This window comes from uncultured Microscilla sp. (genome assembly GCF_947493425.1).
GTDB lineage: Bacteria > Bacteroidota > Bacteroidia > Cytophagales > Microscillaceae > Microscilla.
The window spans coordinates 26,071-52,205 of sequence record NZ_CANLRP010000039.1 but is presented as its reverse complement, the minus strand read 5'-3'; the positions used below and the strand labels follow the sequence as shown (position 1 = coordinate 52,205).

Annotated in this window: 18 protein-coding genes and 4 tRNA genes; 6 read left to right on the top strand and 16 right to left on the bottom strand. The window is 39.3% G+C overall.

Features of this window, described 5'->3' with window-relative positions:
* The 9 genes from Q0954_RS12640 to Q0954_RS12600 form a co-directional block, all read right to left on the bottom strand.
* Positions 1 to 1,061: site-specific integrase (locus tag Q0954_RS12640; RefSeq protein ID WP_299457334.1), on the bottom strand; the 1,061-nt coding region annotated here is incomplete at its 3' end.
* A gap of 284 nt (positions 1,062 to 1,345) precedes the next feature.
* Positions 1,346 to 1,404: transfer RNA gene (locus Q0954_RS12635), tRNA-Gly, on the bottom strand.
* Between the two features lie 912 nt (positions 1,405 to 2,316).
* Positions 2,317 to 2,392 (bottom strand) — tRNA-Ala (locus tag Q0954_RS12630).
* Positions 2,393 to 2,599: 207 nt separating this feature from the next.
* On the bottom strand, positions 2,600 to 3,163 hold the full coding sequence (locus Q0954_RS12625; RefSeq protein WP_299457331.1) for a DUF5565 family protein: 564 nt from the start codon (positions 3,161 to 3,163) through the stop codon (positions 2,600 to 2,602).
* 86 nt (positions 3,164 to 3,249) lie between these two features.
* A tRNA-Val gene (locus Q0954_RS12620) sits at positions 3,250 to 3,322 on the bottom strand.
* Positions 3,323 to 4,659: 1,337 nt separating this feature from the next.
* A tRNA-Met gene (locus Q0954_RS12615) sits at positions 4,660 to 4,732 on the bottom strand.
* A 379-nt stretch (positions 4,733 to 5,111) separates the two neighbouring features.
* Positions 5,112 to 6,632 carry a TROVE domain-containing protein gene (locus Q0954_RS12610; RefSeq protein ID WP_299457328.1) on the bottom strand — a complete coding sequence of 507 codons (1,521 nt, stop codon included), beginning with the start codon at positions 6,630 to 6,632 and terminating at the stop codon, positions 5,112 to 5,114.
* Between the two features lie 706 nt (positions 6,633 to 7,338).
* On the bottom strand, positions 7,339 to 8,250 hold the full coding sequence (locus Q0954_RS12605; RefSeq protein WP_299457326.1) for a hypothetical protein: 912 nt from the start codon (positions 8,248 to 8,250) through the stop codon (positions 7,339 to 7,341).
* Between the two features lie 428 nt (positions 8,251 to 8,678).
* The gene (locus Q0954_RS12600) at positions 8,679 to 9,620 is read right to left on the bottom strand and encodes a hypothetical protein (protein WP_299457311.1); all 942 of its coding nucleotides are present in this window, start codon (positions 9,618 to 9,620) and stop codon (positions 8,679 to 8,681) included.
* 274 nt (positions 9,621 to 9,894) lie between these two features.
* Here Q0954_RS12600 and Q0954_RS12595 point away from each other — a divergent pair, with 274 nt between their 5' ends.
* The 4 genes from Q0954_RS12595 to purL all read left to right on the top strand — a co-directional run bounded on the left by Q0954_RS12595 (position 9,895) and on the right by purL (position 16,078).
* The gene (locus tag Q0954_RS12595; protein ID WP_299457310.1) at positions 9,895 to 11,301 is read left to right on the top strand and encodes an ATP-binding protein; all 1,407 of its coding nucleotides are present in this window, start codon (positions 9,895 to 9,897) and stop codon (positions 11,299 to 11,301) included.
* A 109-nt stretch (positions 11,302 to 11,410) separates the two neighbouring features.
* Complete coding sequence (locus Q0954_RS12590; protein WP_299457309.1) at positions 11,411 to 12,130, top strand: M48 family metallopeptidase; 720 nt, start codon at positions 11,411 to 11,413, stop codon at positions 12,128 to 12,130.
* Between the two features lie 53 nt (positions 12,131 to 12,183).
* Positions 12,184 to 13,398, top strand: coding sequence for a cysteine desulfurase (locus Q0954_RS12585; protein WP_299457308.1), 1,215 nt, complete (start codon positions 12,184 to 12,186; stop codon positions 13,396 to 13,398).
* 412 nt (positions 13,399 to 13,810) lie between these two features.
* Positions 13,811 to 16,078, top strand: a complete 2,268-nt coding sequence (gene purL / locus Q0954_RS12580; protein WP_299457307.1) for a phosphoribosylformylglycinamidine synthase subunit PurL — start codon at positions 13,811 to 13,813, stop codon at positions 16,076 to 16,078.
* Between the two features lie 57 nt (positions 16,079 to 16,135).
* Here the strand turns inward: purL and Q0954_RS12575 are convergent, their stop codons facing one another.
* From Q0954_RS12575 to Q0954_RS12565, 3 genes are all read right to left on the bottom strand, one after another.
* Positions 16,136 to 16,504: a hypothetical protein gene (locus Q0954_RS12575; RefSeq protein ID WP_299457305.1), complete on the bottom strand. Its 369-nt coding sequence runs from the start codon at positions 16,502 to 16,504 to the stop codon at positions 16,136 to 16,138.
* A gap of 9 nt (positions 16,505 to 16,513) precedes the next feature.
* Complete coding sequence (locus Q0954_RS12570) at positions 16,514 to 17,371, bottom strand: hypothetical protein (RefSeq protein ID WP_299457304.1); 858 nt, start codon at positions 17,369 to 17,371, stop codon at positions 16,514 to 16,516.
* Between the two features lie 508 nt (positions 17,372 to 17,879).
* Positions 17,880 to 18,674, bottom strand: a complete 795-nt coding sequence (locus tag Q0954_RS12565) for a DNA-formamidopyrimidine glycosylase family protein (protein WP_299457303.1) — start codon at positions 18,672 to 18,674, stop codon at positions 17,880 to 17,882.
* 129 nt (positions 18,675 to 18,803) lie between these two features.
* On the opposite strand from Q0954_RS12565, the gene Q0954_RS12560 reads away from it, so the two are divergent.
* Positions 18,804 to 19,286 (top strand): GNAT family N-acetyltransferase, encoded by a 483-nt coding sequence (locus tag Q0954_RS12560; RefSeq protein ID WP_299457302.1) that lies wholly within the window; start codon positions 18,804 to 18,806, stop codon positions 19,284 to 19,286.
* A gap of 145 nt (positions 19,287 to 19,431) precedes the next feature.
* Here Q0954_RS12560 and Q0954_RS12555 read toward each other — a convergent pair whose 3' ends face one another.
* The gene (locus tag Q0954_RS12555; protein WP_299457301.1) at positions 19,432 to 21,327 is read right to left on the bottom strand and encodes a tetratricopeptide repeat protein; all 1,896 of its coding nucleotides are present in this window, start codon (positions 21,325 to 21,327) and stop codon (positions 19,432 to 19,434) included.
* Between the two features lie 599 nt (positions 21,328 to 21,926).
* Positions 21,927 to 23,264: an alpha-amylase C-terminal beta-sheet domain-containing protein gene (locus Q0954_RS12550; protein WP_299457300.1), complete on the bottom strand. Its 1,338-nt coding sequence runs from the start codon at positions 23,262 to 23,264 to the stop codon at positions 21,927 to 21,929.
* A 707-nt stretch (positions 23,265 to 23,971) separates the two neighbouring features.
* Between Q0954_RS12550 and Q0954_RS12545 the strand changes: the two genes are divergently transcribed.
* Complete coding sequence (locus Q0954_RS12545) at positions 23,972 to 24,397, top strand: response regulator (RefSeq protein ID WP_299457299.1); 426 nt, start codon at positions 23,972 to 23,974, stop codon at positions 24,395 to 24,397.
* A 76-nt stretch (positions 24,398 to 24,473) separates the two neighbouring features.
* On the opposite strand, the gene Q0954_RS12540 is transcribed toward Q0954_RS12545, so the two are convergent.
* Together Q0954_RS12540 and Q0954_RS12535 are read right to left on the bottom strand one after the other, a co-directional pair.
* Positions 24,474 to 25,139 (bottom strand): DUF6483 family protein, encoded by a 666-nt coding sequence (locus tag Q0954_RS12540; RefSeq protein WP_299457298.1) that lies wholly within the window; start codon positions 25,137 to 25,139, stop codon positions 24,474 to 24,476.
* A gap of 71 nt (positions 25,140 to 25,210) precedes the next feature.
* Positions 25,211 to 25,792 (bottom strand): TIGR00730 family Rossman fold protein, encoded by a 582-nt coding sequence (locus tag Q0954_RS12535; RefSeq protein ID WP_299457297.1) that lies wholly within the window; start codon positions 25,790 to 25,792, stop codon positions 25,211 to 25,213.
* Positions 25,793 to 26,135: the final 343 nt, after the last annotated feature.

Sequence of the window (26,135 nt, the reverse complement as noted above, 5' to 3'; positions counted from 1 at the left end):
TATTCCGCAATCATTTTGAGGTAAGTATTATAGTTTCCACTGGTAACTACAGGTATCAACTGACCTTTGCTTAAACAAACAGGATCACTTTTGTACTTATCCAAAACAAACCTGGCTTGGGGTAATAAAGGCATTTTGGCAATTGTAGAGGATTTTACCCGTCCTTTAATAACCCAGGTTCGCCCACTTTGTTCAATCAGGTGTTCTGGTTTCAAGTCCACAATATCAGAGAAAGCCAGCCCGGTAAAACACTGAAAAACAAAACAGTCACGAATTCTCTCCATCCCTCGCTTATCTGATAAGTCTACTGCCATGATTTGCTTTAATTCATCTAGGGTAAGAACAACCCGTTTGGGACGTTCATCTTTAGGGATTTTGAACTTCGCAATTAATGGGTTAGTTCTAATTTCTCCCAACTGTACAGCGGTGTTGACTGCCTGACGGAAATGCCTCATCTCTTTAATAGCAGTCTGATGTTTCTTAGGCAACCGGGTAGAACCATCAAACCTGATCGTAGTTTTAGTAGTGCACCAATCTACATACCGGATATCAAAGCCCTTATAAGCTTCTTTTAACAGGTCTGTCAGGTAAATATCCTCCTTGTCATACTCATCCCGTAAAAACAACTTTAAGTTCTGAATGGAGATTTTGATTTTTCTTTGTGTAGTACTTCTCAAGCTGCCTCGGTTGGCTGATCTATTGAGTACTTCTAAAAGAGTGATGCCTTTTTCTTCTTCCCCTTTGGCAACTGCTTTTAATTTTTGAAGTCGTATTTCTTCTCCTTCATTTACCAAATCAGTATAAGCATTCAAAATCCTGCCTCTCATCTTATTTAGCAAACGATTCATACTTTTGATCACTTCACTGGTACCTTTGATGAAAACCTGATCTCCGTTCTTTTCCAGCTTGATCACTGGAGGCAACCACCTGTCCATAGGTATTTTAACCTCAGTTTGAAAATCCACTCTTTTCCCTTGATAAGATATACGGCAAAACACAGGGGTTTCACCTTTCTTATTCGTCTTGTCTTTTCTTAATAAAAAGCTTATCGAAAGTCCCATAATTATTGTATATTTGGTTACCATTTTTACTTATGAGGCAAATGGTAACCTGACCCGTTTACAGGTATTTATGATATTGATTAACAGATATTTATGATATATGTTGCTACAGTTTTAAATATTGTTTAGGTTACCTAAATGCTAAAATAGTGAAGGGTAACCCAAAGGGTAGCTCGAATGATGCGTAAAGATGCGCATTATTGCTTATAAATAAAAACATAAATACCTGAAAATCAAAGATAAATAAAGGTTTGCGTATAAATAAAGGAAAGGGGTGTTCGTCTGATGGGACTCGAACCCACAAACTCTGCCTTGGCACGGCAGTGGTGCAACCAATTCACCTTCAGCGTCTTAAGTTATTAATAAAAGAAAGGCTACGAGCGAGAAAACAAATGGGTTCTTCTTATTGCTAAGAGAACACCGCCGCTTTTACCCGTTTACTTTATGAAAGTAACTTAGGGCATTGAGCCGGCAATTCGACATCTTCTAGAGACTTACGCCTTTACTTGTTAGGGTAAAAGCATTTTGCCTGGTTGGTTTTTAACCCAACTTCACACGTACTCTGAGGGGTTAAGTAATTTATAATAAATTCGAAATTATTTTGTTTTCTGAAATTTGTCAGAGAGCAAAAGAAAACGAAGTTATATAAAGATATTTAGCGTTCAGAGTACTCATTCGGTCGCCCGAATTACGCTACCTTAGGACCGTTATAGTTACGAAGTAAGTTTTTTCTACGGCACTTTCTTTTTCTTTAGTTTTTATAAAAAGAGGTAACAGTCGACAAACGCGTTGCCCACCTAAATAGGGCACAGGACCGGTTTATTAAACTTTTGCGGTCCCGATAAGAATCGAACTTACGAAGTAACGCTTGTCTACGACACTCTTATTTTTTGAGGTAATTAGCAAGAAATGACTTTTTTTCAGCGAGCTACCAATTGCTCCATCCCGTTTTGTGTATTTAACTAATCATAGTAACGGGAGCAGGACTCGAACCTGCAACCTCTGGGTTATGAGCCGAAGTAACACTTCTTTACGACACTCAATTTCTTTTTTTCATTATCAATATGTCAAAGAACATTTTTTTAGTTCATTATTAAAAGTCGAGATGACTTCATTATAAAAACAAAGGAGTAACAAGCGACAAGTCACTGTTGATGATAGATTTACGAAGTCTACGAAGTAAGACTCACCTACGACATCCTTGTATTTATATAAATAATCACCCAAAAAACCGCCTACCCTTATGGTAAGCGAATGGTGTAGGGTAACGGATTTGAACCGTTATTTTCTGTATGCAAAACAGAGGTTCTCGCCAATTGAACTAACCCCACAATTCGACCAATACTTTTAATTGCATTTTTGTGTATTGGTCTTTTTTATAGTATTCATAGTTGCAATAGCCCAACCCTTTTTATGTTGGTAAAATCGCATATAAGACTTTGGCTATCAGTGTTTTGTAAGGTGTTTATGCTCGCAAAACGGCTGTCGACCATCGACTAAATGCTGTGGACTATTGTAGTTGTTGTTGCTCTTCAAAATCAATCAAAGTCTTTTACCTTGATTTTTACCATCTCTCCATTAGGATGGTGCCACACAATTCCTTCTATGCCAGTGTTGTTACCCAGCTTACTTTTTTGCTGAGGCAGCCAAGCCTTCAGTTCTTCGTAGGTAGTAGGCACATTTTTTAGCGTAATTTTCTTGCGCCATTCGGGCAGCGAAAAAATAAACACTTGGTGATTGTTCAGGTTCAACGGATTACCCTGAATATTCTTGCCTAGTGCCTCTGCCGACCATTCGCCATCGGGCACTGTTGTAAAATCTGTATGACGCACCGCGTCAAAGATCCATTTGTCAGCAGTACCAAATTCGTCAGCATCTACATACCAAGGTTCGCTAATGCCTTGTTGTTTTTGTACCTTATTAGGGTTTCGCCGTTTTTCTACCCTTACCACAGTATGGTTTCTTATAGTGAGCCTGATGTTCATCCCATCCAGCTTTTCGGTAGCTATGGCATTTTCAAAGTCAAAATCCACCACAACTTTTGAGTTTACCTTTCGGTTATTTTCCCAATTTCGGTCAAAAATAGTTTTGATTTTTCTCATTGCTATCTGATAATCAATCTTTTATAGTTATATAAAACTTAGTTGTTCGCTTGTAGCTTATCGCTAACACCTGGCAACTAATATAGTAGTGGAGGCAGGACTCGAACCTGCGATTATTTGGATGTAAACCAACTGCCTTTGCCGCTTGGCTACTCCACCATTTTGCTTGTTTCTAATTACTTGTAGCTTATTGCTAAAACCTCAAAGCTTTTTTAAAATCCCCTTTCGGGGCTAAGGAGGATGTTGGTATTTTAGTGTATCTTTCAGCATATTTGTATGTATTTAGGGTGAATAAATTCTTTGTAAAAAAAGAGTTTTTGTGTAAATATTTGATAATCAATGTGTTAAAAAATATTAATTTCCTTCTATCAGCTCTAAAAAAGCTTGAAAAACAGCGTCTTTCTTCCCGCCTTAGTTTACTGGCGTTAAGAAATTTGAGCAATGAAGCCGTAAAAACAGATCACTGTTTGAGCCGTAGGCGAGTTTGAGCTGTTTCGGCGGAATGAAACAAATTTTAGCAACAGTAAACTACAGCGGTGGCTTTTTTTGGTTCGTTTTTTTAGCTATAGAAAAAAATGAACGGATGTTTGAGATACGTGAAACTAGATTTTATACCACAACTTAGCTGATTATGTGTTTAAAGTGACTTTTACCAAGTTTTCAAAAATAGGCAAAAAGTCTCCGGCGTGACGGGCGAAGTAACGCTGCTCTACGGCACTTTTTTCTTTGGGCTTTCGCCAACACTTGAATATTTTAAAAAAATAAGGCTACGAGCGAAAAGTGACTATAATTGTATTCGTGTCTTCAACCACTCGACCAACGCTTGCACGTACAGGATTCGAACCTGTGATTTCTTCTCAGAAATGCGAACGAAGTAACACTTTTCTACGGCACTCTATTTAGTTGATAGAGGCAAGCCATAAGTTTCAAGTAAGTACTTGAGTACTTATTTGTTGCTTTATCACTACCTTATCAATCATATTTAAAAAATGAGGTAACAGGCAAAAAGTCACTTATATATCGCGTCTACCAATTCCGCCACACTGACTGTTACCAGACAATGACAGGACTCGAACCTGCACGTCGTTAGACAATAGATTTGCAATCGAAGTAAGACTCTTTTACGACACTCAATTTTTTACTTTTGTTAATTAAGTGGTCATGAGGACGCGCTTGCGCCCCCCAACGACCAACTTATGCCTTGAAAGTCAGCTATTTGAAAAAATAGTACTGCCTCCAAACACATTACAAAACCAGTAGCGAAGGCAGGATTCGAACCTGCGATTTCTTGATTATGAGTCAAGCGCTCTAGACCACCTAGTAACATTTTTAAAATAAGTTTCTGAATTTTGGATATATACCCAAGACTAACTGAGGCATTTTTTGAAGGCGTAGCAGCGCTACGGCTGATAAAAATAACAAAAGTTAGTAAAGGGGATTTATTCTCAATCAGTCAGTTATTGCGAATATGTTACTAAGCCACCTCGCCAAATGAGTAGCGAGCATGGGATTCGAACCCACACTTACTTGATTATGAGTCAAGCGCTCTGCCATTTAAGCTAACTCGCGATATTGAGAAAAAGAGGCAACAAACGACAAGTCCCACATACTCCCCGTGAAGGGAGAATAGATGACAAATCTACCGAAGGATGACTCGCCTACGACACTCTTTTTGCTTTTGGTTTTAGTATTTTGTAATACTGCTTTAGTATGCTTGATTTTCTAAATCAAACAATAAATGTTTAGCAATCAACAACTTATCAAAGAACGTTTGTGTCACATTAGACACGTTTTTAGTAATTATGAGATTTTCAGTAATTTCAAATAATTCAATATTAAGCCATTCCAACAAACCCTCGTTTGCGTTTGAAGGGGATAAACTCTATTTGAATTTAAGTTTTGAAAATCCCCCCACTCTTTCTCAAAAATGAGGGGAGAGAGGGGGATTTTATATCACAGTAGCTTTAATCTCAGTGATGGCCGATTGACCGTTTTCCAGGGCTTCTAATACTTCAAAAACCTTGTCTGACCAACCCGCAATCAACGCTACATCATCTTTTTTGACCTCTAGCGGAGATTGTCCGTAACCTGCCAAATCAAACAAATACAATTTGGCATTTGGCGCTATTTTTTTGTACTGTGTCCAGTACTTGGCAATAGACTCGCCCGAGTAGTTACTGTTCCACAATTGACAGTCGGTAAAAATCATTACCTTGTCTACTTTTTGCTTACGCTTGATCAAATCCTTGATTACCAAGTAGCCATTCGTAGAGTAACCTACCTCACCCATTCGGTTGCGCAGGGCATCGGCATTGGCCAATACTTGCTTACGTGGTAGGTTGATGATTTTCCAACGATCGCCAAAAATACCCGACATCACCGATTGACAGTTTGACTGTAGCAACATTCCCAGCACCAGCCCTATGTCATACATTTGCACCGAGCTTCGTGGCGAAATTGGTCCACACATCGAACCCGAAGTATCGCAGGCAATCAACACATCAGTGTTTTCGTCAAACCCTTTGAGGTTTTGAGTACTTGCCAAAATAGCCGCTTCCAGTGCTTCTAGCACTTGGCTCACTCTAGGCGATTTCACGCTTTTGAGTTCGCGGTATGCCGACAAAAACCTGAACGGCAATTGTTTAGCACGAGCCACTTGCGCTGGATCGCTCAATCGGACGGTTACCTTGTGAAGGTGCTCAGTACTGATGCCTGCCTCTAGCATATTGCGTAGGTTGCGCATCAATGCCATATAACCCAATCGTTGGCTATCAATCAGTTCTTGCCACTTGGCACGAAAAGCCGCAGCTTTTTCGCTGTCGTTGGCAAACTTTTGTTGCCCCAGTTCCGACAGTTGCGTTTCCCAGGTGTAAGGCACTTCCAACCCATCGTTTACAATCTTGTCAAACAAGTTTTGCTGCGTTTCATCTTTGGCTTTTGGGTGCACCAAAAACAAAGCATCTCGTAGTTTTACCTCGTTTGGTCGGTTGTATTTGGCGAATTGGTATTCGTCAAACTTGTTGAAAGCCAGTGCCAAACCTCGTTGCAATTGTTTAGACAATCGGTTCAATTTTTTAGTGCCTTGGCGTTGATTGGCCATTTGGTAATAAGCCAGCAACTCGGCAATTTCATCGGCGCGTTGTACTACTCTGCTTACCAATCGGCTCACCAAGTCATCACCATTATGTACCTTGGCAAGCTCTACGGCAAGCACTAGCGGTACCGACCGCAAGTACATTTTTTCTCTGGCGTACACAGCAAGTTGAGCGACAAACAACGGATCATTTTTCTTGATCAACTCACGTAAACGCGCTATTCTCTTCAAACCATCCCCCTCGTAAAATGTCTTACTCAACGAAGTGGTCACCACGGCAGTGTAGAGTTCGAGCGCAGCCGAAATTTTGTAGGCTGGTGCTCCTTCATAATTGGTGATTTGGTTTGAGCCTTTTGATTTTGTGTTAAACTTCATCGTTTTGTTGCGGTTTCGTTTTGGGTGATGACTTGAACTTTTTTTATCCAATCTTAGATTTTAGCAAGTGTAAGTGCTTGTTTATCGGTGTAAGATTGGCGCCAAACCCGTCAAGCCTTGGGGTATAGGCACAAAAAAACCCGAACTTTTTTGAGTTCGGGTTCAGTTTATATCTTAGTAGAGTCCTATTTCAGTACCTGTACTTTGACTTAAACACACCCGAACGAGCGCAATCCCAATCCTGACTGCCCATCCCAAGAGATGCTCTAAATTCGACGATATGTGTGTTTAAATATTTCATTTTTGAAAGTTGTTATACTTTTTTGGTTTGTGCTACAAAGGTAGTGTAAAGCGTTTTATATTTCCAAAATTATCTACAAATATTTTTAAAATAATTTGTAAATCATTGATTGTTAGTATTTTGTGAATAAGTGTGTTAAATACTAACAATCGTTTTGTTTGTTGTTACGCAATTGATTTGAAAAGGTTTTAAAATTTAAAAACTTTTCTTTTTTGCACAAAAGCAAGAAGTCAATTGTGGGGGTATATACTGCTTCTTGCTGAGAGGTAACCTGAGTTTGCCAAAAAAAATAGCACGCTATATATTTTGTTAGCGTGCTAGGTGTCTTGGTTTTGTTTTATGGGGTAGGGGAGATGTAAGGTTTTGTATTACTTGGTTATACTATGGAAACACTCAACAATTATTTTATTTGTTGAGCTGAAATGCCATATAAGCTTTTCCGTCATTTCCAAGCTGCAAAGTAGAATATGGAGTCATGGCTCCTCCTCCATCCAAGGCGAAAATCAACAAGTCGGAAAAATTATCTAAAGTTAATTCCTGCTCGGTTGCCAATGGTTTATTTATTACTGTTGTGTTTGGAGAGTCTTCATACTTGAGTTGGATATTGACATTACCTACATTTTTTACGCTGATGGCATCTGTTTTATTTGCTACATAAAGTCTTAAGCTGCTTAGTCCACTTTCATGAGCAAAAGGACCTGATACCCGAGTAAAGGTACTTAAATCTATTTTTTCACCATTTTTATAAAACTCCACATCCATCACTTGAGCAAAAAGTTTCACCTGAGCCTTTAACTCTACAGCTTCTTCACCATTTTCGCCTTGGGTTTTTCCTTTGATGGTGACCTCTACCGTATTGTCGCCCATAGGCAATAAGCTTTGAAAACCCACTCCGTTTAAGCGGTTGCCATGAATGACCCCTAGCTCTAGCAGAGGAACAATGCCGTTTTCGGAGGCACCGGCCAGTTTGTCAATGGTTTTGGGGAAAATCTCAAACTGAGGATTATTAGACTCTATTGTTACATCAGTGATGGCTCGGTCACCAGTATTGCTTAAGATAAAATAAAACGATTTGCTTGCCTTGAGGTTACCCAAATCAAAGTTGGTCACCTCGCTAGTACGTTGATTTTTAGCACTTTGATAAGGAACATAAGTTACCCCATCAACTACTTGTTTGTGTACTCTTTGATTGGTGTGCATTTGGGTAAGTCCAAACTTGCCTGGTGTGGTAGGTGTTACTTCATCTTTCTTTTTGCAAGCTACTATAGTAAACAGGCAGGCAATGAATACCGCGAAATAAATTTTCACTTTTTGCATTGTTGATTTTTTTATCCGAAAAATTATCATTTATGAGAAAATAGGTCGGCTGATAGACCTCTTGGTTATATATACCAAATATTGCCAGAGGCTTGGACAAATTCTGTTATTTTTTTGAATTACAATGATATGATGTAAAAGTTTGGGTTATCGGTGGTTTAAGTGTTTATGCTCCATTCATTTGGGTATTGGTGGTTAAAAATGTGAATGCTTAAAAAATAGGAGGGGGCACAAATTGGGCATCACTTCTGGGTGTTTAATATTACACCAGCCGAGTACTTACTTAAATTGGTTCTTGACAGTAGACTGATTTTTTTATCCGAAAGTGAACCACTCATTGCCCAAAAAAATAGCACGCTATACATTTTGTTAGCGTGCTAGGTGTCTTGGTTTTGTTTTATGGGGTAGGGGAGGTGTAAGGTTTTGTGTTATTTATTCATGACCACATAAAAATAAGCTTTTCCATCAGGTTGTACACTTATATGGAAGGGATTAGTAGTGGCTCCTGCGGCATCTAGTTTCACCTTTAGAGTGATTTGGTTACCATTTTGTTGAGAGAATATAAAAGCAAATTCTTTTTCTTCTCCAACAGCTAATTTGCTTTGGGTATTTAAAAGGGGCTCTTGTACGGTTTCGTACTCCATCATAAAATCAACATTACCTATATTTTTTACTTTAAAAGTATTGCCAGGTTTAATAGGATAGAAAACCCCACTTTTACCTATTAAATAGTCTAATATATTATAATCAATCTTTTGCCCATCCACATAAAACTCCACATCCATCAATTGAGCAAAAAGTTTCACTTGAGCCTTTAACTCTACAGCTTCCTCCCCATTTTCACCTTGGGTTTTTCCTTTGATGGTTACTTCTACAGTATTGTCGCCCATAGGCAATAAGCTTTGAAAACCAACCCCATTCAACCGGTTGCCGTGGATGACCCCTAGCTCTAGCAGAGGAACAATGCCGTTTTCGGAGGCACCGGCCAGTTTGTCAATGGTTTTGGGGAAAATCTCAAACTGAGGATTGTTAGACTCTATAGTTACATCGGTGATGGCTTGGTCACCAGTATTGCTTAAGATGAAATAAAACGATTTGCTTGCCTTGAGGTTGCCCAAATCAAAGTTGGCTACCTCGCTAGTACGCTGATTTTGAGGAGTTTGATAAGGTACATAAGTTACCCCATCGATCACTTGTTTACGCACCCTTTTATTGGCGTGCATTTGGGTAAGCCCAAACTTGCCTGGTGTTTTTACCTCTGGCTCTGTCACAAGGTCAGTAGTAGGGGTTATGTCGTCCTTCTTTTTGCAAGCTACTATAGTAAACAGGCAGGCAATGAATACTGCGAAATAAATTTTCACTTTTTGCATTGTTGATTTTTTTATCCGAAAAATTATCATTTATGAGAAAACAGGTTGGTTGATCAACCTCCTGGTTATATATACCAAATTCGATGGCTTCAAATGGATAGTTTTTTTTATATTTTGAGTGTTTTTATAGGAAGTTGTTGTTGATCAGGCGGTTATTTTATTGAGTTTCTATTTGTAGTAAGATGTAAAGCAGAGTTTAGCTAAAGGCTAAAAGCCAATAGCTAAACCCTGTTGTTGCTGTGGACTATTGCCAGAAAATCTTATATTTGTTTTCATGAAGATTAGCCACATCAATATTCCTAACTTTCAACAATTCAAAGATTTTAGGCTTGACCTCACCTACCCTCAAGGGCACGCCAAGGCGGGACAACCGCTCGATAAGGTATGTTTGATTGGACAAAGTGGCACGGGTAAGACCACCGTCTTGAACCAACTCTACCAGGTATTGCTACACTTTTTTTATGGTACTCAAGCCGAGTTGTATACCGCCAAGCCTCCTAATAGTTTTAACTTTTCGATCAAGGCAAGTTTTGACCAAATGCGTTCGGTAGAGGTGTTTATTGCCAACAAAGAGGTGCTGATTTATGACCCACAAGACGATTTTGAGATCGATTTACCCACTTTTTTTGCGGGTTTGGTAGAGCAAGGCTATTATGATAAATACCATAACAAATTGGTGAATTTTCCGGCAGAAACCATTGACAGTATCAACAATATTTTGCAAAACCAAGTGGTAGAAAACCCTTTGCGAAACATTCGCACGAGCGACAATATGAAAGAGAAAATTATTGCTGAAAGGGAAAAACTTGCCACCAAAACGGTGTATAACTTTGCCAGCGATAATCCGCTGGAGCTGTGGAAATCTATCTTGTTAGATTTGCAGGAATACGAAGATGCCCGCAATTACTATAGTCGGCAAATTTCAGAAGCTTTGCTCGAAAACGACGACATGCCTATAGAAAATCTGCGCGATCAGTTTAGGCAGTGGAAAAACGACAACCCCAACCCGCTGGAAGCTTTGGGCAATTTGTTGAATCCTATTTTGAACCAGTTTCAGCTAGAAGTAAATACCAAGGCAGAGTATAAATTTAGTGAAGAAGTCAAGTTTATTCAGGTCAATACCCTGGCAGGCGACAATGTTCCTTATAGTAAATGGAGTACGGGTACCAAGCAAATTATACTGACAGCCACGCCTTTGTTTAAGCTCAATATGCGTAATACGGTAGTATTAATGGATGAACCAGAGCGGTCGTTGTACCCCAATATGCAAAGCATGGCCATTGATTATTATACCCGTTTGGCACCTCAAGCCCAGTTTTTATTTGCCACGCATTCGCCCCTGATTGCGGCAAGCTTTGACCCTTGGGAGGTAGTAGAGTTGCAGTTTAACGAAGCGGGTTTTGTTGAGCGGAAACTCTATTATGAGGGAGCCCACCATGTAGATAATTATATGCCTCATCCAAAGGCATTGCGTTGGGACAAGGTTTTGCAGCAATTGTTTGGGCTAACTGCCGAAAGTTACCAAACCAGTGAAAAATCGTTGCAGCGGGCATCGGCACTGAAGGCCAAACTCAAAAAATGGATGGAGAACAAGCAAATGGAAACTCCTGAGGCAATGGCAGCCTTGAAAGAGTTTGAGCAACTATCGCAACAATTGGCTTGGCAGGTGATGAATATTTGATTTTAATGGGTATTAGGTGCTTGGTACTGGGTACTAGGCAATGTTTCTTGCGTCTTCTGATGTTAGGCTCAGACTCCCAGCACCTAATTCCTAGAACCCAGTACCCAAAATGACAGAAAAAACAATACATATCAAAGATATTGGTGAAGTGTTGCTGGTAAAGAGTAAACGTGCCAAACGAGTAAATATAAAAATAGCTCCTTTGAAGGGTGTAAGGGTAACGGTGCCTCAAAAGGTGACGTTTGCCAGCGCCGAAAAACTAGTGCTTGAGAAAAAAAGCTGGTTGATGAAGCACCTGCCCAATATGCAAAAGCTGAAGGGCAAGCTCACGGTGTTTACCCCTGATACTCAATTCAGTACTTTTGCGCACGAGCTGGTATTTGTAATAGATGCCTCGTCGGAGTTGCGCGCCAAAGCCGACCAAACCAAGCTGACCATTATATACCCACCTGACATTGATTTTACAGCTACCGAAACCCAGGATTTTATTCGCCATTGTATTGTAGAAACTTACCGCCGCGAAGCGAAAGTGTTTTTGCCAGGCAGGGTACGTGAGTTGGCTACTTTGCACCAGTTTAAATTTAGAACGGTGCATGTCAAAAATGCGAAAACCCGTTGGGGAAGTTGCAGTTATGACAATAAAATTAATTTGAATTTGCACTTGATGCGTTTGCCACCCCACCTGCGCGACTATGTTATTTTGCACGAGCTATGCCACACTAAAGTAAAGAACCATAGCCAGGATTTTTGGAACTTGATGGACAAGGTTTCGGGCGACGGGCGCGGACTGGACAAGGAGTTGGATCAGTGGCAAATAGAAGTGTTTTAGGGAATGATATTAAACATTGAAAAAAATTACTAACCAAACAATTGACAGAATATATGGATATACAAAAACTACGTGCTGATACTCCAGGATGCCTTCACGTAACTCATCTAAATAATGCAGGAGCAGCACTCATACCTCAAACTGTAATCGATGTTCAGCGCGATTATATGAGCCAGGAAGCAAACTATGGTGGCTACGAAACAGCGGCTAAGTTTGCCAATGAGCTACAGACCACTTATACAAGGGTTGCCCGCCTGATAAATGCCCAACCCAACGAAATAGCCCTTGTAGAAAGTGCTACAGTGGCCTGGGGGAAAGCTTTTTTTGCGCTCGATTTGCAGCCAGGCGATCGGATAGTAACGGCTATGGCAGAGTATGCGTCTAACTATATCAATTATTTGCAGGCACAAAAAACGCGTGGGATAAAAATAGAAGTGGTGCCTAATGATGAACACGGGCAACTATCGCTGGAGGCACTAGAGCAATTGCTTGCTGAAGACCAAGCAAACGAAGGTAAAATAAAGCTTATCAGTATTACCCATGTGCCTACCAATGGAGGGCTGGTAAACCCCGCCGAAGCAGTGGGCAAACTTGCCAAAAAGTATGGTGTTTTGTATTTGCTGGATGCTTGTCAGTCGGTAGGGCAGTTGCCGGTAGATGTGCAGCAAATTGGTTGTGATATGCTTTCGGCTACTGGGCGAAAATATTTACGTGCTCCTCGTGGCACAGGTTTTTTGTATGTAAGCGACCGTATTTTGCAAAAACTTGAACCCAAAGTATTGGACTTGACTTCGGCAGAGTGGACGGCAAAAGGTGACTATGAGATGCGTAACGATGGGGTACGTTTTGAAAACTATGAATATAATCGGGCAAATCGAATGGGACTCTCAGCAGCAGTACAATATGCCCTTGATTTGGGTATAGAGAACATTTGGGAACGGATTCAATATTTAGGCAATTTGCTGCGTCAGCGTTTAGTTGAGCTGCCCAATGTACAAGTGTATGACTTGGGACAGGTAAAAGGCGGCATTGTTTCGTGGGGCATTGAGGGCATTCCGGCAGAGTTTGTCGTTGAAAAACTAAGAGAGGTACAAATCAATGCTTCACTCATTCTTGAAAGTGGTACTTTGTTGGATATGCAAGCCCGTGAGTTGCCCCCTTTGGTACGGGCATCGGTGCATTATTATAATACAGAAGAAGAAATAGAGAGACTTTGTGGGGAGCTAAAGAAAATTATATTGCTATACAGTAGGATTGAACACGTGTAAACGATGAAAGGAGGCTGAAAAGAACCAGCCTCTTTCTTTTTTGAAGACTAATGTATGAGATAACCTCTATACGATGATCATATCTAATTGGAGCGAAGCCGCATTCCCTGCTCTGTAAAAAGCAAAGCCTCTACCTGTCTATTGCCTAGAGTTAAAAGCTTGCTGCCAAAAAAAAACCGACTGACTTTATAATATTAAGCCAATTACCGTATTTTTGCTGCGTTATTGATAATTTGATAAACGGCTCACCTTCTTTTATACTTAAACAAAAATGGTTTTGAGGATGGATTTTGACTAATTGTCTGAATACCAACATTAATCAATTCGGTAAATCCTAAAATCACTTTAATCCTAGTATATTTTTACCGCTTATCAACTGATTGTAAAGATATTAAACTATAAAACTGTTACTTTGGAAGAGCAACTCACTACCGTAGAAACTGCCATGCAACTTGGCTTGTTGATTGAAGAATTTGAGAAAATAAAGGGGCTATTGGGGCGAACTCCTAATTTTACCGAACTCAGTGCTTTTTCGGTGATGTGGTCGGAGCACTGCTGCTACAAAAGCTCTATTTTGTGGCTTAAGAAGCTTCCTAAAAGCTCACCTCGTATGCTTGCTGAAGCGGGCGAAGAAAACGCTGGATTGGTAGACATTGGCAACGGACTGGCGTGTGCTTTTAAAATTGAGTCGCACAACCACCCTTCAGCCATTGAGCCTTACCAAGGGGCAGCTACTGGAGTAGGAGGGATCAACCGCGATATTTTTACCATGGGCGCACGCCCTATCGCCCTACTCAATACTTTGCGTTTTGGCGATATTAATCTCGAAAAAACCAAGCACTTGTTGCGTGGGGTAGTCAAAGGTATTGGCGACTATGGCAATGCTTTTGGGGTACCTACTGTGGGGGGCGAAGTATACTTTGACTCTTCTTATAATACCAACCCATTGGTCAATGCATTCTCGGCGGGTATTGTAGAAACCGATAAAGTTGCCAGTGCCATTGCTTTGGGGGTGGGCAATCCAGTATTTATTGTGGGTTCGGCTACAGGTAAAGATGGTATTCACGGAGCAGCGTTTGCCTCTAAAGACATTACCGAAGACTCCGCCAAAGACTTGCCCTCGGTACAAGTAGGCGACCCTTTTCAGGAAAAACTATTGTTGGAAGCTACTCTTGAGGTAATTGCTACCAAAAATGTTGTAGGTATTCAAGATATGGGCGCGGCTGGTATCATCTGTTCATCGTCTGAAATGAGCGCCAAAGGTGAGCATGGGATGGACATTGACCTTGACAAGGTGCCTTTGCGTCAGGAAAATATGTTGCCTTTTGAAATTTTGTTGTCAGAGTCGCAAGAGCGAATGCTGGTAGTGGTTGAAAAAGGCAAAGAGCAGGAAATTCTTGATATTTTTGATAAGTGGGACTTGAATTGTGCTGAAATTGGCACCGTGACTGAGTCTAGCAATGTACGTTTCTTCCAAAAAGGTGAACTAGTAGCTGATATACCTGCCAATGCCTTGGTATTGGGGGGCGATGCTCCTATCTACGAGCACAGTTATACTGAACCTGATTATTTTCAGCAATACAAGCAGTTCAAGACCGAAGATGTTCCTGAGCCTACCGATTACGCGGAGGTTGCGCAGTTTTTGATGAAACACCCCAACATTGTGTCTCGCCAATGGATTTATGAGCAGTACGATTCTATGGTAGGCACTGCCAATGCCTCTACCAACTCGCCTGCTGATGCTGCTGTAGTACACGTAAAAGGAGCTGATCAGGCGATTGTGATTACTGTAGATTGTAATGGACGTTATGTACAGGCTGACCCCAAAATAGGGGCAATGATTGCTGTATGTGAGTCGGCAAGAAACGTAGTATGTGCAGGTGGCGACCCAGTGGCAATTACTAATAATCTAAATTTTGGCAACCCTTACAACCAAGAGGTATACTGGCAGTTTGTGCAAAGCGTAAAGGGCATTATTGAGGCTTGCGAAAAGCTGGAGACTCCAGTAACAGGTGGTAATGTGAGTTTCTACAACCAGGCATCTACAGTAAGCAAAGAGGGTGGCAATGTAACCAATGCCGTATTGCCTACTCCTACCATTGGTATGTTGGGTTTGATGGACAACCTTGAACACCGCATGACGCTTGATTTTAAAAATGTGGGTGACATTATTTATGTAATTGGCGAACCTAAAAATGACATTGCCGGGTCTGAGTATTTGACTTCTTATCACAATTTCAAAGAATCTTCGGCTCCTCACTTTGACCTTGAGGCAGAGTATGACTTGCAGCAAACCGTGAAAGCTTTGATTCGCGACAAGCAAATACAGTCGGCACACGACATCTCAGATGGAGGCTTATTTATAACCTTGGCAGAGTCGGCAATGCCACGCGATTTGGGTTTTTCTATATTGACTACTTTTGACGAAATTGATGTGCGTAAAGACGCATTCTTGTTTGGAGAGTCGCAAAGCCGGGTAGTAGTTACTATCAAAGCTGAAGACCAAGATCGTTTTGAAGATTTTATGAAAGAGCAATCAGTGCCTTTCTTTGAAGTAGGCGTGGTTACAGTAAGTGATTTTAAGGTAGATACGCACGTGTTGATGACTACCGAAGAGGCCAAAGATGTGTACAATAATACGTTGGGTCGCCATATGGATGGAGGGTTGGCTCACGCGTAGATGATGTGCCAAGCAAATTATTATATATGACACCCATAAACTATCAATTTTGATAGTTTATGGGTGTTTTTTTTGAGTGTTTTCTTCGATTTGATCCGCGATTTTTTGTACTTCTGCTATGGTAATTTTTGTGAGGTAGGCTATTTCTTGCAAAGTTATTTTGCCTGACTTCAACAACCCAAGTATCAAGGCTGTTTTCTCTTCTTTTTTACCCTCTTCTCTTCCTTCTTTTACACCTTCCTCTCTTCCTTTTTTTATCCCTTCTTCTCTTCCTTTTTTTATCCCTTCTTCTCTTCCTTCTTTTACACCTTCCTCTCTTCCTTTTTTTATCCCTTCTTCTCTTCCCTCTTTTACACCTTCCTCTCTTCCTTTTTTTACGCCTTTTTGATAAAAAGCATCTTTTTCAATGTCATAGGTCAATGCCATAAGAAAAACTTATTTGATTTGATCCGCGATTTTTTGTACTTCTGCTACGGTAATTTTTGTGAGGTAGGCTATTTCTTGTAAGGTCATTTTACCTGACTTCAACAATCCAATAATTAGTGCTACCTTTTCCTCTTGCTTGCCTTTTTTTAAACCTTCTTGTCTACCTTCTTTTATGCCTTTTTTTAAACCTTCTTGTCTACCTTCTTTTATGCCTTTTTGATAAAAAGCATCTTTTTCAATGTCATAAGTGAGTCCCATATATTCTAATGTTTGTTCAGTTTCAACAGTTAAATTTCTCAATCGGGCAAGTATAGCGAGTTGCCTGATATATTTTTGTAACGTCTCAGGGCTATCAATTAGTTTAATAAGTTTTGAAATTATTTGTTTCAAAACTTGCAAAGCATCTGTTTGCTGAAAATTACTTAGTATCGCAAGTAGTATTTCTTCTGGTATATTAGAGTCAAGCCATTGTTTATATTTGATCTGGCTTAAGTCAAGTAATTCAAATCCTGTAAAAATCTCGTCTGGTTTTAGGTGAGTACGCATTTTGGGTGGCTTACTCCCTACATAAATCACAAATTGACGCACAGGCAACTGATACTTTTGTTGCAAGATAGCAAAATATAGCTGCATTCGCTTTACCATTCCTTGTTCGTCGGTGGTCTGGAACTCTAGCTGAACAATCATTTGCTCGCCTTGGGGGGTGGTAATTTTTCTCAAAAAATCAGCTTCTCGTTCTAGGGTTGTTTGCAATTTATCTTTGAGTTCTTCGCTACTTGCTACTTCTATACCCAAGTGGATTTTGCTCAAAGATAAAAAATATTCGCCTATGTTTTCTTTAAATATTTTGTCGTATTTATTGCTCATACAATAGCTTTTGATTACTCAAAGTTAGTCAAGCTATTGTGAAACAGTATTATTTTTTAATCAAAATGTTTAAATTTTATTTTTTTATAAATATACAACTATTCTTAGGAATGGTGTAAAAATAAATTTCTATAGTTTAATAAAATATTTTGTTGCTAGACGAGGCAAAAAATCGGCTAATAGCATCGCTATTCGGCTATTTTTTAACAAAGTATAGCCTCAAAAGATGAGGTTAAGAATGTAAATTTATTTTGGTACCATTCCTTAGTGCGCCTCATCATTTTTTGCCTTGGTTTTATCATAAGCATCCGAATAAGCCTAAACAGTAAATAGAATCTTGTGCTCCTCCATAAATTTTTTGATTGTTTCTCCCACTTGCTCCAACAATACATTAGAAGCTCCATTTGTAAACTGTTGAATATGAATTATATGCCGTGTTTTATTAAAAAAGTGACCTGCTTGGAAATATCAATAAAAACTATTTGTGTCCATTGCAGAAGTAAAGTAGCTATACTCCCTGTATCTGACACACCTCACACAAATAGGTGGCGCGACCTCCTACTTTCATATAATGCACTTTGGTGCCACAGTTGGGACAGTTTTCGGTGTTTTGGTCAGTCCAGCCCCGGCGATGAATAAAATAGTCTTTAGGGTAATTGTTATAGTTGGCTTCATAGCTGACTGCAGTGTGCAAAATATCACGCATTTTGTCATACACAAGGCGTAGCTCGTCTTTACTCAACTTATTGGTACGGGTTTCGGGGTGTACCCTCGCCTGAAACAATATTTCGTCGGCGATCCAATTACCCACTCCTGCGGCTACTTGCTGGTTGAGTAGCAACGGTTTAATCAATCCTTTGCGCCCAGCAGTGTTTTGCTCAAACTCTTCCCAGCTCATTTGATAAGCATCGGTTGACAATTTCTTTTTGGCTTGATAAGCTTTTACACTATCTGCTACATCTATACGCCCAAACTTACGAGGACAGTCAAAAGCAAGGTGAAACCCATTGGCAAGGTGAAAAACCACCCGCCCAAAACGAGGAGGATCGTCGCGGTAATACTTAAGAGAACCACTCATTCCAAAATGAATCATCAACACCTTGCCAGCACTCGTTTCTATAAACAAATACTTGCCAATTCGGTCGGTTTTATCAAAAGTATGTTTTTCGGTGACTGCCTTCAGAGCTTCAGCTGTACATGTGAGTACACCAGCGTCGGCAATTTCTACTTCTATTACTTTTTGATGCAATGCAGTACCTTCAAAATATTGTTTGAATCGTTCTACTTCAGGTAATTCGGGCATTTCTTATTATTTTATTGAATAATTGGCAACAAGCAGAATACTCATTACCAAACATTTAAAACTTGTCTTTCTCTGAAAAAACAACAAACTTGCTGATATGTTTTAATGGTATTTTGACCCACAAAATTTATGAGCAATCACAGTATAAAAATAAGGGCAGGTAAACCCAAAGATGTAGGTACTTTGCTTGAAATGATTAAAGAATTGGCAGTGTACGAAAAAGCTTTGGATGAGGTGAAAACCACTGAGAAACAATTACTTGCTGATGGGTTTGGTAGTCAGCCATTGTACGGTTTTTTTATTGCAGAGTTGGAGGGCAAAGCAGTAGGAATGGCGTTGTATTATTATCGTTACTCTACCTGGAAGGGCAAGAGCCTGTACCTGGAAGACTTGTATGTAAAAGAGAAGTATCGACAATACAAAGCAGGTTTTCACTTATTTAAGGCGATTGCTCAAAAGGCACAAGACGAAAGTTGTCATCGTATTAGTTGGCAAGTACTCGACTGGAACGAACCTGCGATTAAGTTTTACAAAAAACTAGGAGCCGAGCTTGATGCCGAATGGATCAATGGACACTTAAGCAAATCTCAGTATACGCACTTGCTAGAGTAGAGTAATGACAAACAATAGTACTAAAAAAGCCTGCTCTTCTCAGAACAGGCTTTGTATATTTTAAATAGACAAGTTACAAACGGTATACTTCAAGTAAATAATTCATCAAAGTATCCAGCTTGTGAATGCCCCATCAAAATCAACATTACTTGATAGCATCCATAAATGAAGCCTTGGTTTTGTACTTGAAGAACTCAGCGTCTTTCAAAGCTTTTGCCTTCAAATCACTCTTCAACTCTACTGCTTTTTTCAAGTTTTGAGTAAGCTCTCCTTCGTTGCCTTGACGAGCAGCTACTACTGCCAATGCATAGAAAGTAGTGGCATCTTTGTCATTCATTTTTGCCGCAGCATTAAACGAAGCCTTTGCTTGCTCATAGTCGTTGGCCTCTAACAAGTAAGCCAAACCTTTGTTGAAGTAGTTAGGCACAGTACTGGCGGCACTTGCTAACAACTCATACGCTTCTTTGTATTTACCATCGTCGCGAGAGGTAGCCTGCTGAATCGCATAGTAACCTTTGATTCCATTCAACAATCCAGTCATTGCAGGGTTGTCACCCGCGCCTATTTCTACGGCTTTCTTAAAAGACTCTTCTGCTTTGGCATTGTCACCTTTCATCAAGTAAGCCATACCCATGTTGTAGTAAATCTCACCCGATTCTTTTTTGCCTTTTGCCTTTTCAAAAGAAGCCAATGCCTTTTCAACATAAGAGTTGTCTTTGGTCAATAAGGCTACATCTAAGTAAGCAGCACCCAAGTTGTTGTTTACTTTCCAGGTATCATATTTGGTAACCGCTTTTTCTAACCATTTTACACGGTTGGTGTAGTTAGGGTTGTTGGCAGCCATATACAAGAACTCAGTCTCAGTCAATTTGTCGGCTGGCTCTTCACCTTTTACAATTTTGTCCAAAATGTTCTCCATGTCAGCCTTAGTCTTCGCCTGACCTGGTACAGTGATGTCCATTTTTGCGTAACGCATTTTTGGGTAAATCTCGTCCATCATTGTATTGTAATAAGCAAGACCTTGTAGTTTCTTTTCTTTTTCTACAAATCCACCGCTTCCGTCTACGATACCTACTACTTCCGTCTTTTGATCTTCGTTCAAAGAACTTCCTTGTACCAAAGTTTTGAATTCCGGCCAGGTAGCTTCCAAAGTTTTGTTATCAAACTGAAAGTCAAACTTCTTTACTTTCTTGCCATAGTCAAAAGCTTTCATCATCATCTTCATTTGATTGCCCACTGCGCTTGAACGCTGACCTGGCAAGTTTTGGTTGATAGCTACACGTCCTTCAGGAGAGTGAGAACTTACCCCACTTGCTTTGAACTCAGGTATATTATCCACCTTGGCAAACTGAGAAGCCATTGATTTGAAAGTAGCCTTGGCAAGATCAATTGTATTTTTATTGTCACCAGTGGTGGCAGTTACACGAGCGCTTCCTTGCTCAAAGTTGATGTTGTAAGAAGTAGTTTTATCACTTTCTTTTGTCCAACCATCCTGAGCATAAGCAAATGGGCTTTTACCAGCAGCGTTAGAAATACCATCTACAGGGTTTCTCACCAAACGACTGGTAGTAGCTACGCCTACTACAGGGTTACCAGCACTTGTTACGGCAATAGGACCAAATCTTTTGCTTTTTTTACCTTTGCTTGCCACGCCAGTAATAATGACAAAACCTTGTTCGTGCTTTTCTTCGTAAGCAAAATTCATTTTTTTGCTAACTTTTGGTTCTTCAGTTCCACCAGCATATTTGTCGCCTTCAAGCTCAATCACTCCGGCTTTAGTTACACCTTCAGGTTTGGTACCATCTTTACCCTTGGTAAATTTAGTAATATCTCCTGCTACATAGTCAACTTCCAACCCATAAGTAATACCCTTTTTCATCATCTTTACAGGCAGTTTTGCCGACAAAGTAAATCCTACGTTGCCGCCGTGCAGTTCAAGAGGGTTAGGTTCTACTGTAAGTTGTTGTTGCTCCATTATTTTCGCCATTTCTGCCAAAGGATCTTTACAGCCTACAGCAAAAATTACTAATAAGGACAACATTAAATTTGGTAAGTTTTTCTTCATTTGATTCATCATTTAAAATTTTGGTTTTTAAATTGTTTGAAATTTGTTCCATCTTGTTCGTAAAAACTCGCTGAGGCTTTGTGGGCGCTCAAAGGAATAATGGAAACTTACTACTTATGTTTTAAATATACAGTATTGATGTTAAAAAAATGGAGAATACGTCTTTTATCTTTCCATTTGATTTGTGGTCAATATATCAATACTCCGCAGTGATTTTCGTCAAAGTTGGTTGCTGGTTATCAGTTATTTATGAATTTAAAAACTATTTAATTGGGTGTTTAGGCGTAAAACCGAAACACTTTTAAAAATAAAGTGAGTAAGCAATCTTAATATACGCCACTGGTTTACAGTATTTAACAAGGTGAACATTTACTCGAATCAGCTATGGACTATCGACTAAATACTATGGACTATTGTATATACATAATTAAAAAAAAATCACAAAAAAGGCTTCCAAATTACTTTTTTGCCTCTTTCTATGCAAAATTGTTACACAATATGTGCTTGCCTATATACAACAAAAAACCGGGCAATAAGTTTACCCGGTGTCGTATGCATGTACAAAAATTATAAATTTATCGTCGCCATACTGCCCAGTTGTTACCACTTTCTGCAAGTGTCCAACCGTTGCCTGGCGACCAGTTGCCTCCACCTATTTTTACTGCGGTGTTGTTGTTAATAATAGCAGCATATTTATTTCCATCGGCTGCCTGAATAACTATAGAGCTAGTAGCCGTAATCCCTTGAGACTTTCGGATTGAAATCAACGATTTGATCTTGTTTTTCAGTTGAGCACCCCAATCAAAGTAATGAGGCCAGTACACACAGGGAATACCAGGGTGAGTCAAAATATATGCATAACCTTCTTCTATTTTATCAGCTGGAAAAGGCCAGTAGCTTTGTCCACCATTGGGTGATGGTCCCGTATCGTGATTATCTACAAAAGTAACCGACATTTGTGGCCACCAACCAATGGCGCCTATAGGTTTGCCCTGAGTATCTCTCAAACGCCAGTATTCGCTACGCTCTACGGCAAGCATCAATTGCCATTTAGTTGTAAAGTCAAAAGCTGTAGATTTATTACCAGTACCATTGATCCAATCCATGATTTTCTGGCGGTGATAGTTTACCCCATTGCCCGATGCATAATAATCGCCGGTAATGTCAGGCCAAAGTTCTCCTACTGAAAAATAAGGAGTGGTTTGGTCATTATATAACCCGGTATAAGACGCACTGTAGCCTTTTACATAATCGTAACGCCACCCTGCAAAGCCCACATCATTTTTAAGCCAGTTGAGCCATTTTCTAATCTCATCTCTTACCGAACTATTGGTATGGTCAAGGTCTCGCCCAGCGTTATAACTATCGCCTGTGTCGTAGTTTCCTGTACCTTGTCCCCACTCATCATCTTTGGTTACAGCGTTGGCATTGTTGCCAAAAGAAGGGTTAGTAAAATCTGCCCAGTTGGTAGTGCCCACTCGGTGGTTTACTACAATATCGGCAATTGGTTTGATGTTGTGGCTGTTCAAGGCATTGATGGCTGCCCTTAGTTCATTACTTGTACCGTGGTCAGAGTTTATCTGATACCACTCGTTCGGCAGGTAACCAGTGCCTCCAGTAGACCTGGATACAGGCGGAAGCCAAACCATAGAAAAGCCTGCGTTTTTGATCTCATTTGCCTTGTTTTTGACAATGTTCCAAGTGCCATACTGCCAGGAGTTCCAATGGAAACCTTGCAACATGATGTCGCTGCCTGACCCTGACCGTGTACTAGCGATTGCGGTTGATTTGGTCGAGGCAGGAGCTTTAGGTTTGGGTAAAATGGTTTCTTTTTTAGTACAGCCTAAAAACAGGTTGTTTGCCAGCAAGATAACCATAAAGTAAATGTGTAATTTGTAATTGGAATGTATCATTTGAGTACTTTTGATTGTTTTGTAGTGAATCAGTTTTGGTCATGAGGGCATGTTTAAATGTTGTCTTCAGGGTTGAAAATTGCTTTCGTTTCACCTTTGAAAACAAAACCATGAACTAATTTTTAGACATACCCTGATCCCAATATTGAATAATTGGTTGTACAATGCATACATTCTAATTTTAGTTGTTTTATGATTTTTATTAAAATTAATTTCAATATAGAGGTATTATTTGCAAGATATTGTTGAAAAAATACAAGTTTGTTTATAAATCGGCTAATTATTTATTTCACTTTGTTTATACAATGGCAATCAGAAGGGAACAAAAATGATAAAAAACATAGAAAATATTACTACTGTTTTTGTCTGATCAACGTATACCTTTACTTCTTGTCAAACCATATAAATTTCTTATAAAAATGCTGTTGAAATGTAGATATAATGGCTCATTTTTTTTAAGAAAATGAGTGAAAAATCAAGGAGGGGATTTATAGGTATATTTTTTGTTTTTGATAAAATAATGCCGTTATTTCAGAAAAATTAAGGCAAATTAGCGTAACTTATAACACCGTGGAAATGTGTTTTGAAAATTGTTTTTCTAAGTTAAATTTTCTATTTATGTATTATCAGTCACTAGATATTTCGAATGCCTTAGAGAAACCTTCAAATATTACATATATTACGATCAGTTTTAAATAACCATTACAATGGAAAAAGATATAGATTTAGTATTGCTGGTTGATGATAATGATACTGACAACTTTATCAGCAAACGAATTATTGAAATCACCAAATTTGCTCAAAGAGTTGAAGTAAGAAATTCAGGAAAAAGCGCACTGCAGTACCTTGAACAACACCAGGATGACCCATCTAATTTACCCGATATTATTTTTCTTGACATTAACATGCCCATTGTAGATGGCTTTGTATTTTTGTTTGAGTTTGAGCTTTTCCCTGAAGAGGTAAAGAAAAAATGTAACATTGTGATTTTGTCAAGTTCAAACAACAAGCGTGACATTGCCCGCATTGTAGACAATGACCACGTAATAAAATTTGTAACCAAACCTCTGACTGAGAGCTCATTACAGGAGGTACGTGAAATTTATAGACAAGAAGCGACCAATCAACAATAACACACACACACATATATGTAAAGCATTGCTGGTAGTCACTGTTACACCTGATTACTACATAAAACAAACAGGCGGACTAAAATCCGCCTATTTTTTGTTTAAAAGCTTTTAAGCCACTTTCAACCTCTGACCGAGGTAGTTTACCTGTGCTAAGCACCTGATCATCCATATTGAGCAGTTCGGCATAAAACGCATGCCCTAATTGTAACAAAGCAGTTGCCTGATCAATGTGGGTAGTGGCCATTTGAAATAGCATATCCTCGGCGTGGGCAAACTGTTGGGTAGCTTTGTAATAATCAATGATCTTCTCATAACTTTGCCAGGGCAGTCTAAAGTCGCGCAAGTAAGCCACTGCAATGGCTAATTTGTCAAACAAGTTGATGTTTACCTCCCGGTACTTTTTTATCAAATGGGTTAAAATTGTTAACGCTTGATGATAAGCTCGAAACACTTGTGGTTCGTTGTCTAGCAGGTCATAGATAGATGCTTCTTCAAATAACAAATCTACCTCAAACGTCCATAATTCCTTCCCTCGGTTAATGTCATTATCTAACAATACTTGTAAATCCTCTACTGATAGTTGATCAAGGTATGCGGCATCAATTTTTAGAAAAGCTTCTTTTTTTTCAGCAATCAGTTCTAGTGCTTCTTCGTAAAACTCACGGTCTTTTAACCCCCTTATTTTTTTAAGCGCCATTACCAATTGGTCAATCAACTTTAAAATGTAATCTCTTCGAATCATTTATTTCACTTCAAGTTTACCCTATGCTTTTATGTTTGGATATGTCCAAACAGGGATTTACTCTATATTGGTTAGGTGCGCTCAATATTCAATAACTTGTCTATGTCAGGAGCTTTATAACTTCGCATTTTTCTTAACAAAGCCTCAGGGTTGGTGTCAGTAAAAACAATGTCTTTGGTAGATTGGCTCATAAACCCTTGACCTACTGTATGATTCAAAAACTGAATCATTAGATCATAATAACTCCCTACATTGAGTATACCAATGGGTTTTTGATGCAAACCCAATTGTCCCCAGGTGTATACTTCAAAAAATTCTTCCATGGTACCTATACCTCCTGGCAAAATCAAGAAAGCATCTGCCATTTTGGTCATTTTTTGCTTCCGTTCATGCATAGATTCCACAATAATTAATTCATTGATACCATCATGGGCTACCTCTTTGTCTACCAAAAACTGTGGAATTACCCCAATCACCTCTCCACCTTTGGCTAACATTGCGTCAGCTACTGCTCCCATGAGCCCTACCTTGCCAGCTCCATAGACCAGCTTTAGGCCTTTTTTTGCTAAAATATGTCCGACGTGCGTAGCTTTCTCGCGGTAAATAGGGTTAGCTCCAGATCTGGAACCACAAAAAACACAAATACTGTTCATACTATCTGAGGTTTGAAAATTATCTTATAAAGCCAATGGTTTAGCATATCATCAAAGTCTTTACCAGCAGGTTTTGAGGTTATACAAAGCACAAAAAAACATCAATTTGCCATAGTTACACAAGTTTTTTTGTCACAAAGTACAGTACATAAAGTAGTCCTTTGCACCTAAAGACTGATTTTAAGCAATGTTGAATTTAATACTTGAACAAAAGCACATTCTATAAAAAAAATGTACTTTTACTATACCATAAACAATGCTTTTCTGAAAAACGATTTTTCATTCAGAAAAGTAGCTTATATGTTGACTAAAATTTAAAACTAAGATTTAGAAACCATTATTG

Coding starts and splice junctions, on each gene's coding strand:
- Q0954_RS12625 (WP_299457331.1), bottom strand. CDS start 3,163: ATGAGAAAAATCAAAACTATTTTTGACCGAAATTGGGAAAATAACCGA.
- Q0954_RS12610 (WP_299457328.1), bottom strand. CDS start 6,632: ATGAAGTTTAACACAAAATCAAAAGGCTCAAACCAAATCACCAATTAT.
- Q0954_RS12605 (WP_299457326.1), bottom strand. CDS start 8,250: ATGCAAAAAGTGAAAATTTATTTCGCGGTATTCATTGCCTGCCTGTTT.
- Q0954_RS12600 (WP_299457311.1), bottom strand. CDS start 9,620: ATGCAAAAAGTGAAAATTTATTTCGCAGTATTCATTGCCTGCCTGTTT.
- Q0954_RS12595 (WP_299457310.1), top strand. CDS start 9,895: ATGAAGATTAGCCACATCAATATTCCTAACTTTCAACAATTCAAAGAT.
- Q0954_RS12590 (WP_299457309.1), top strand. CDS start 11,411: ATGACAGAAAAAACAATACATATCAAAGATATTGGTGAAGTGTTGCTG.
- Q0954_RS12585 (WP_299457308.1), top strand. CDS start 12,184: ATGGATATACAAAAACTACGTGCTGATACTCCAGGATGCCTTCACGTA.
- Q0954_RS12575 (WP_299457305.1), bottom strand. CDS start 16,504: ATGGCATTGACCTATGACATTGAAAAAGATGCTTTTTATCAAAAAGGC.
- Q0954_RS12570 (WP_299457304.1), bottom strand. CDS start 17,371: ATGAGCAATAAATACGACAAAATATTTAAAGAAAACATAGGCGAATAT.
- Q0954_RS12565 (WP_299457303.1), bottom strand. CDS start 18,674: ATGCCCGAATTACCTGAAGTAGAACGATTCAAACAATATTTTGAAGGT.
- Q0954_RS12560 (WP_299457302.1), top strand. CDS start 18,804: ATGAGCAATCACAGTATAAAAATAAGGGCAGGTAAACCCAAAGATGTA.
- Q0954_RS12555 (WP_299457301.1), bottom strand. CDS start 21,327: ATGTTGTCCTTATTAGTAATTTTTGCTGTAGGCTGTAAAGATCCTTTG.
- Q0954_RS12550 (WP_299457300.1), bottom strand. CDS start 23,264: ATGATACATTCCAATTACAAATTACACATTTACTTTATGGTTATCTTG.
- Q0954_RS12545 (WP_299457299.1), top strand. CDS start 23,972: ATGGAAAAAGATATAGATTTAGTATTGCTGGTTGATGATAATGATACT.
- Q0954_RS12540 (WP_299457298.1), bottom strand. CDS start 25,139: ATGATTCGAAGAGATTACATTTTAAAGTTGATTGACCAATTGGTAATG.
- Q0954_RS12535 (WP_299457297.1), bottom strand. CDS start 25,792: ATGAACAGTATTTGTGTTTTTTGTGGTTCCAGATCTGGAGCTAACCCT.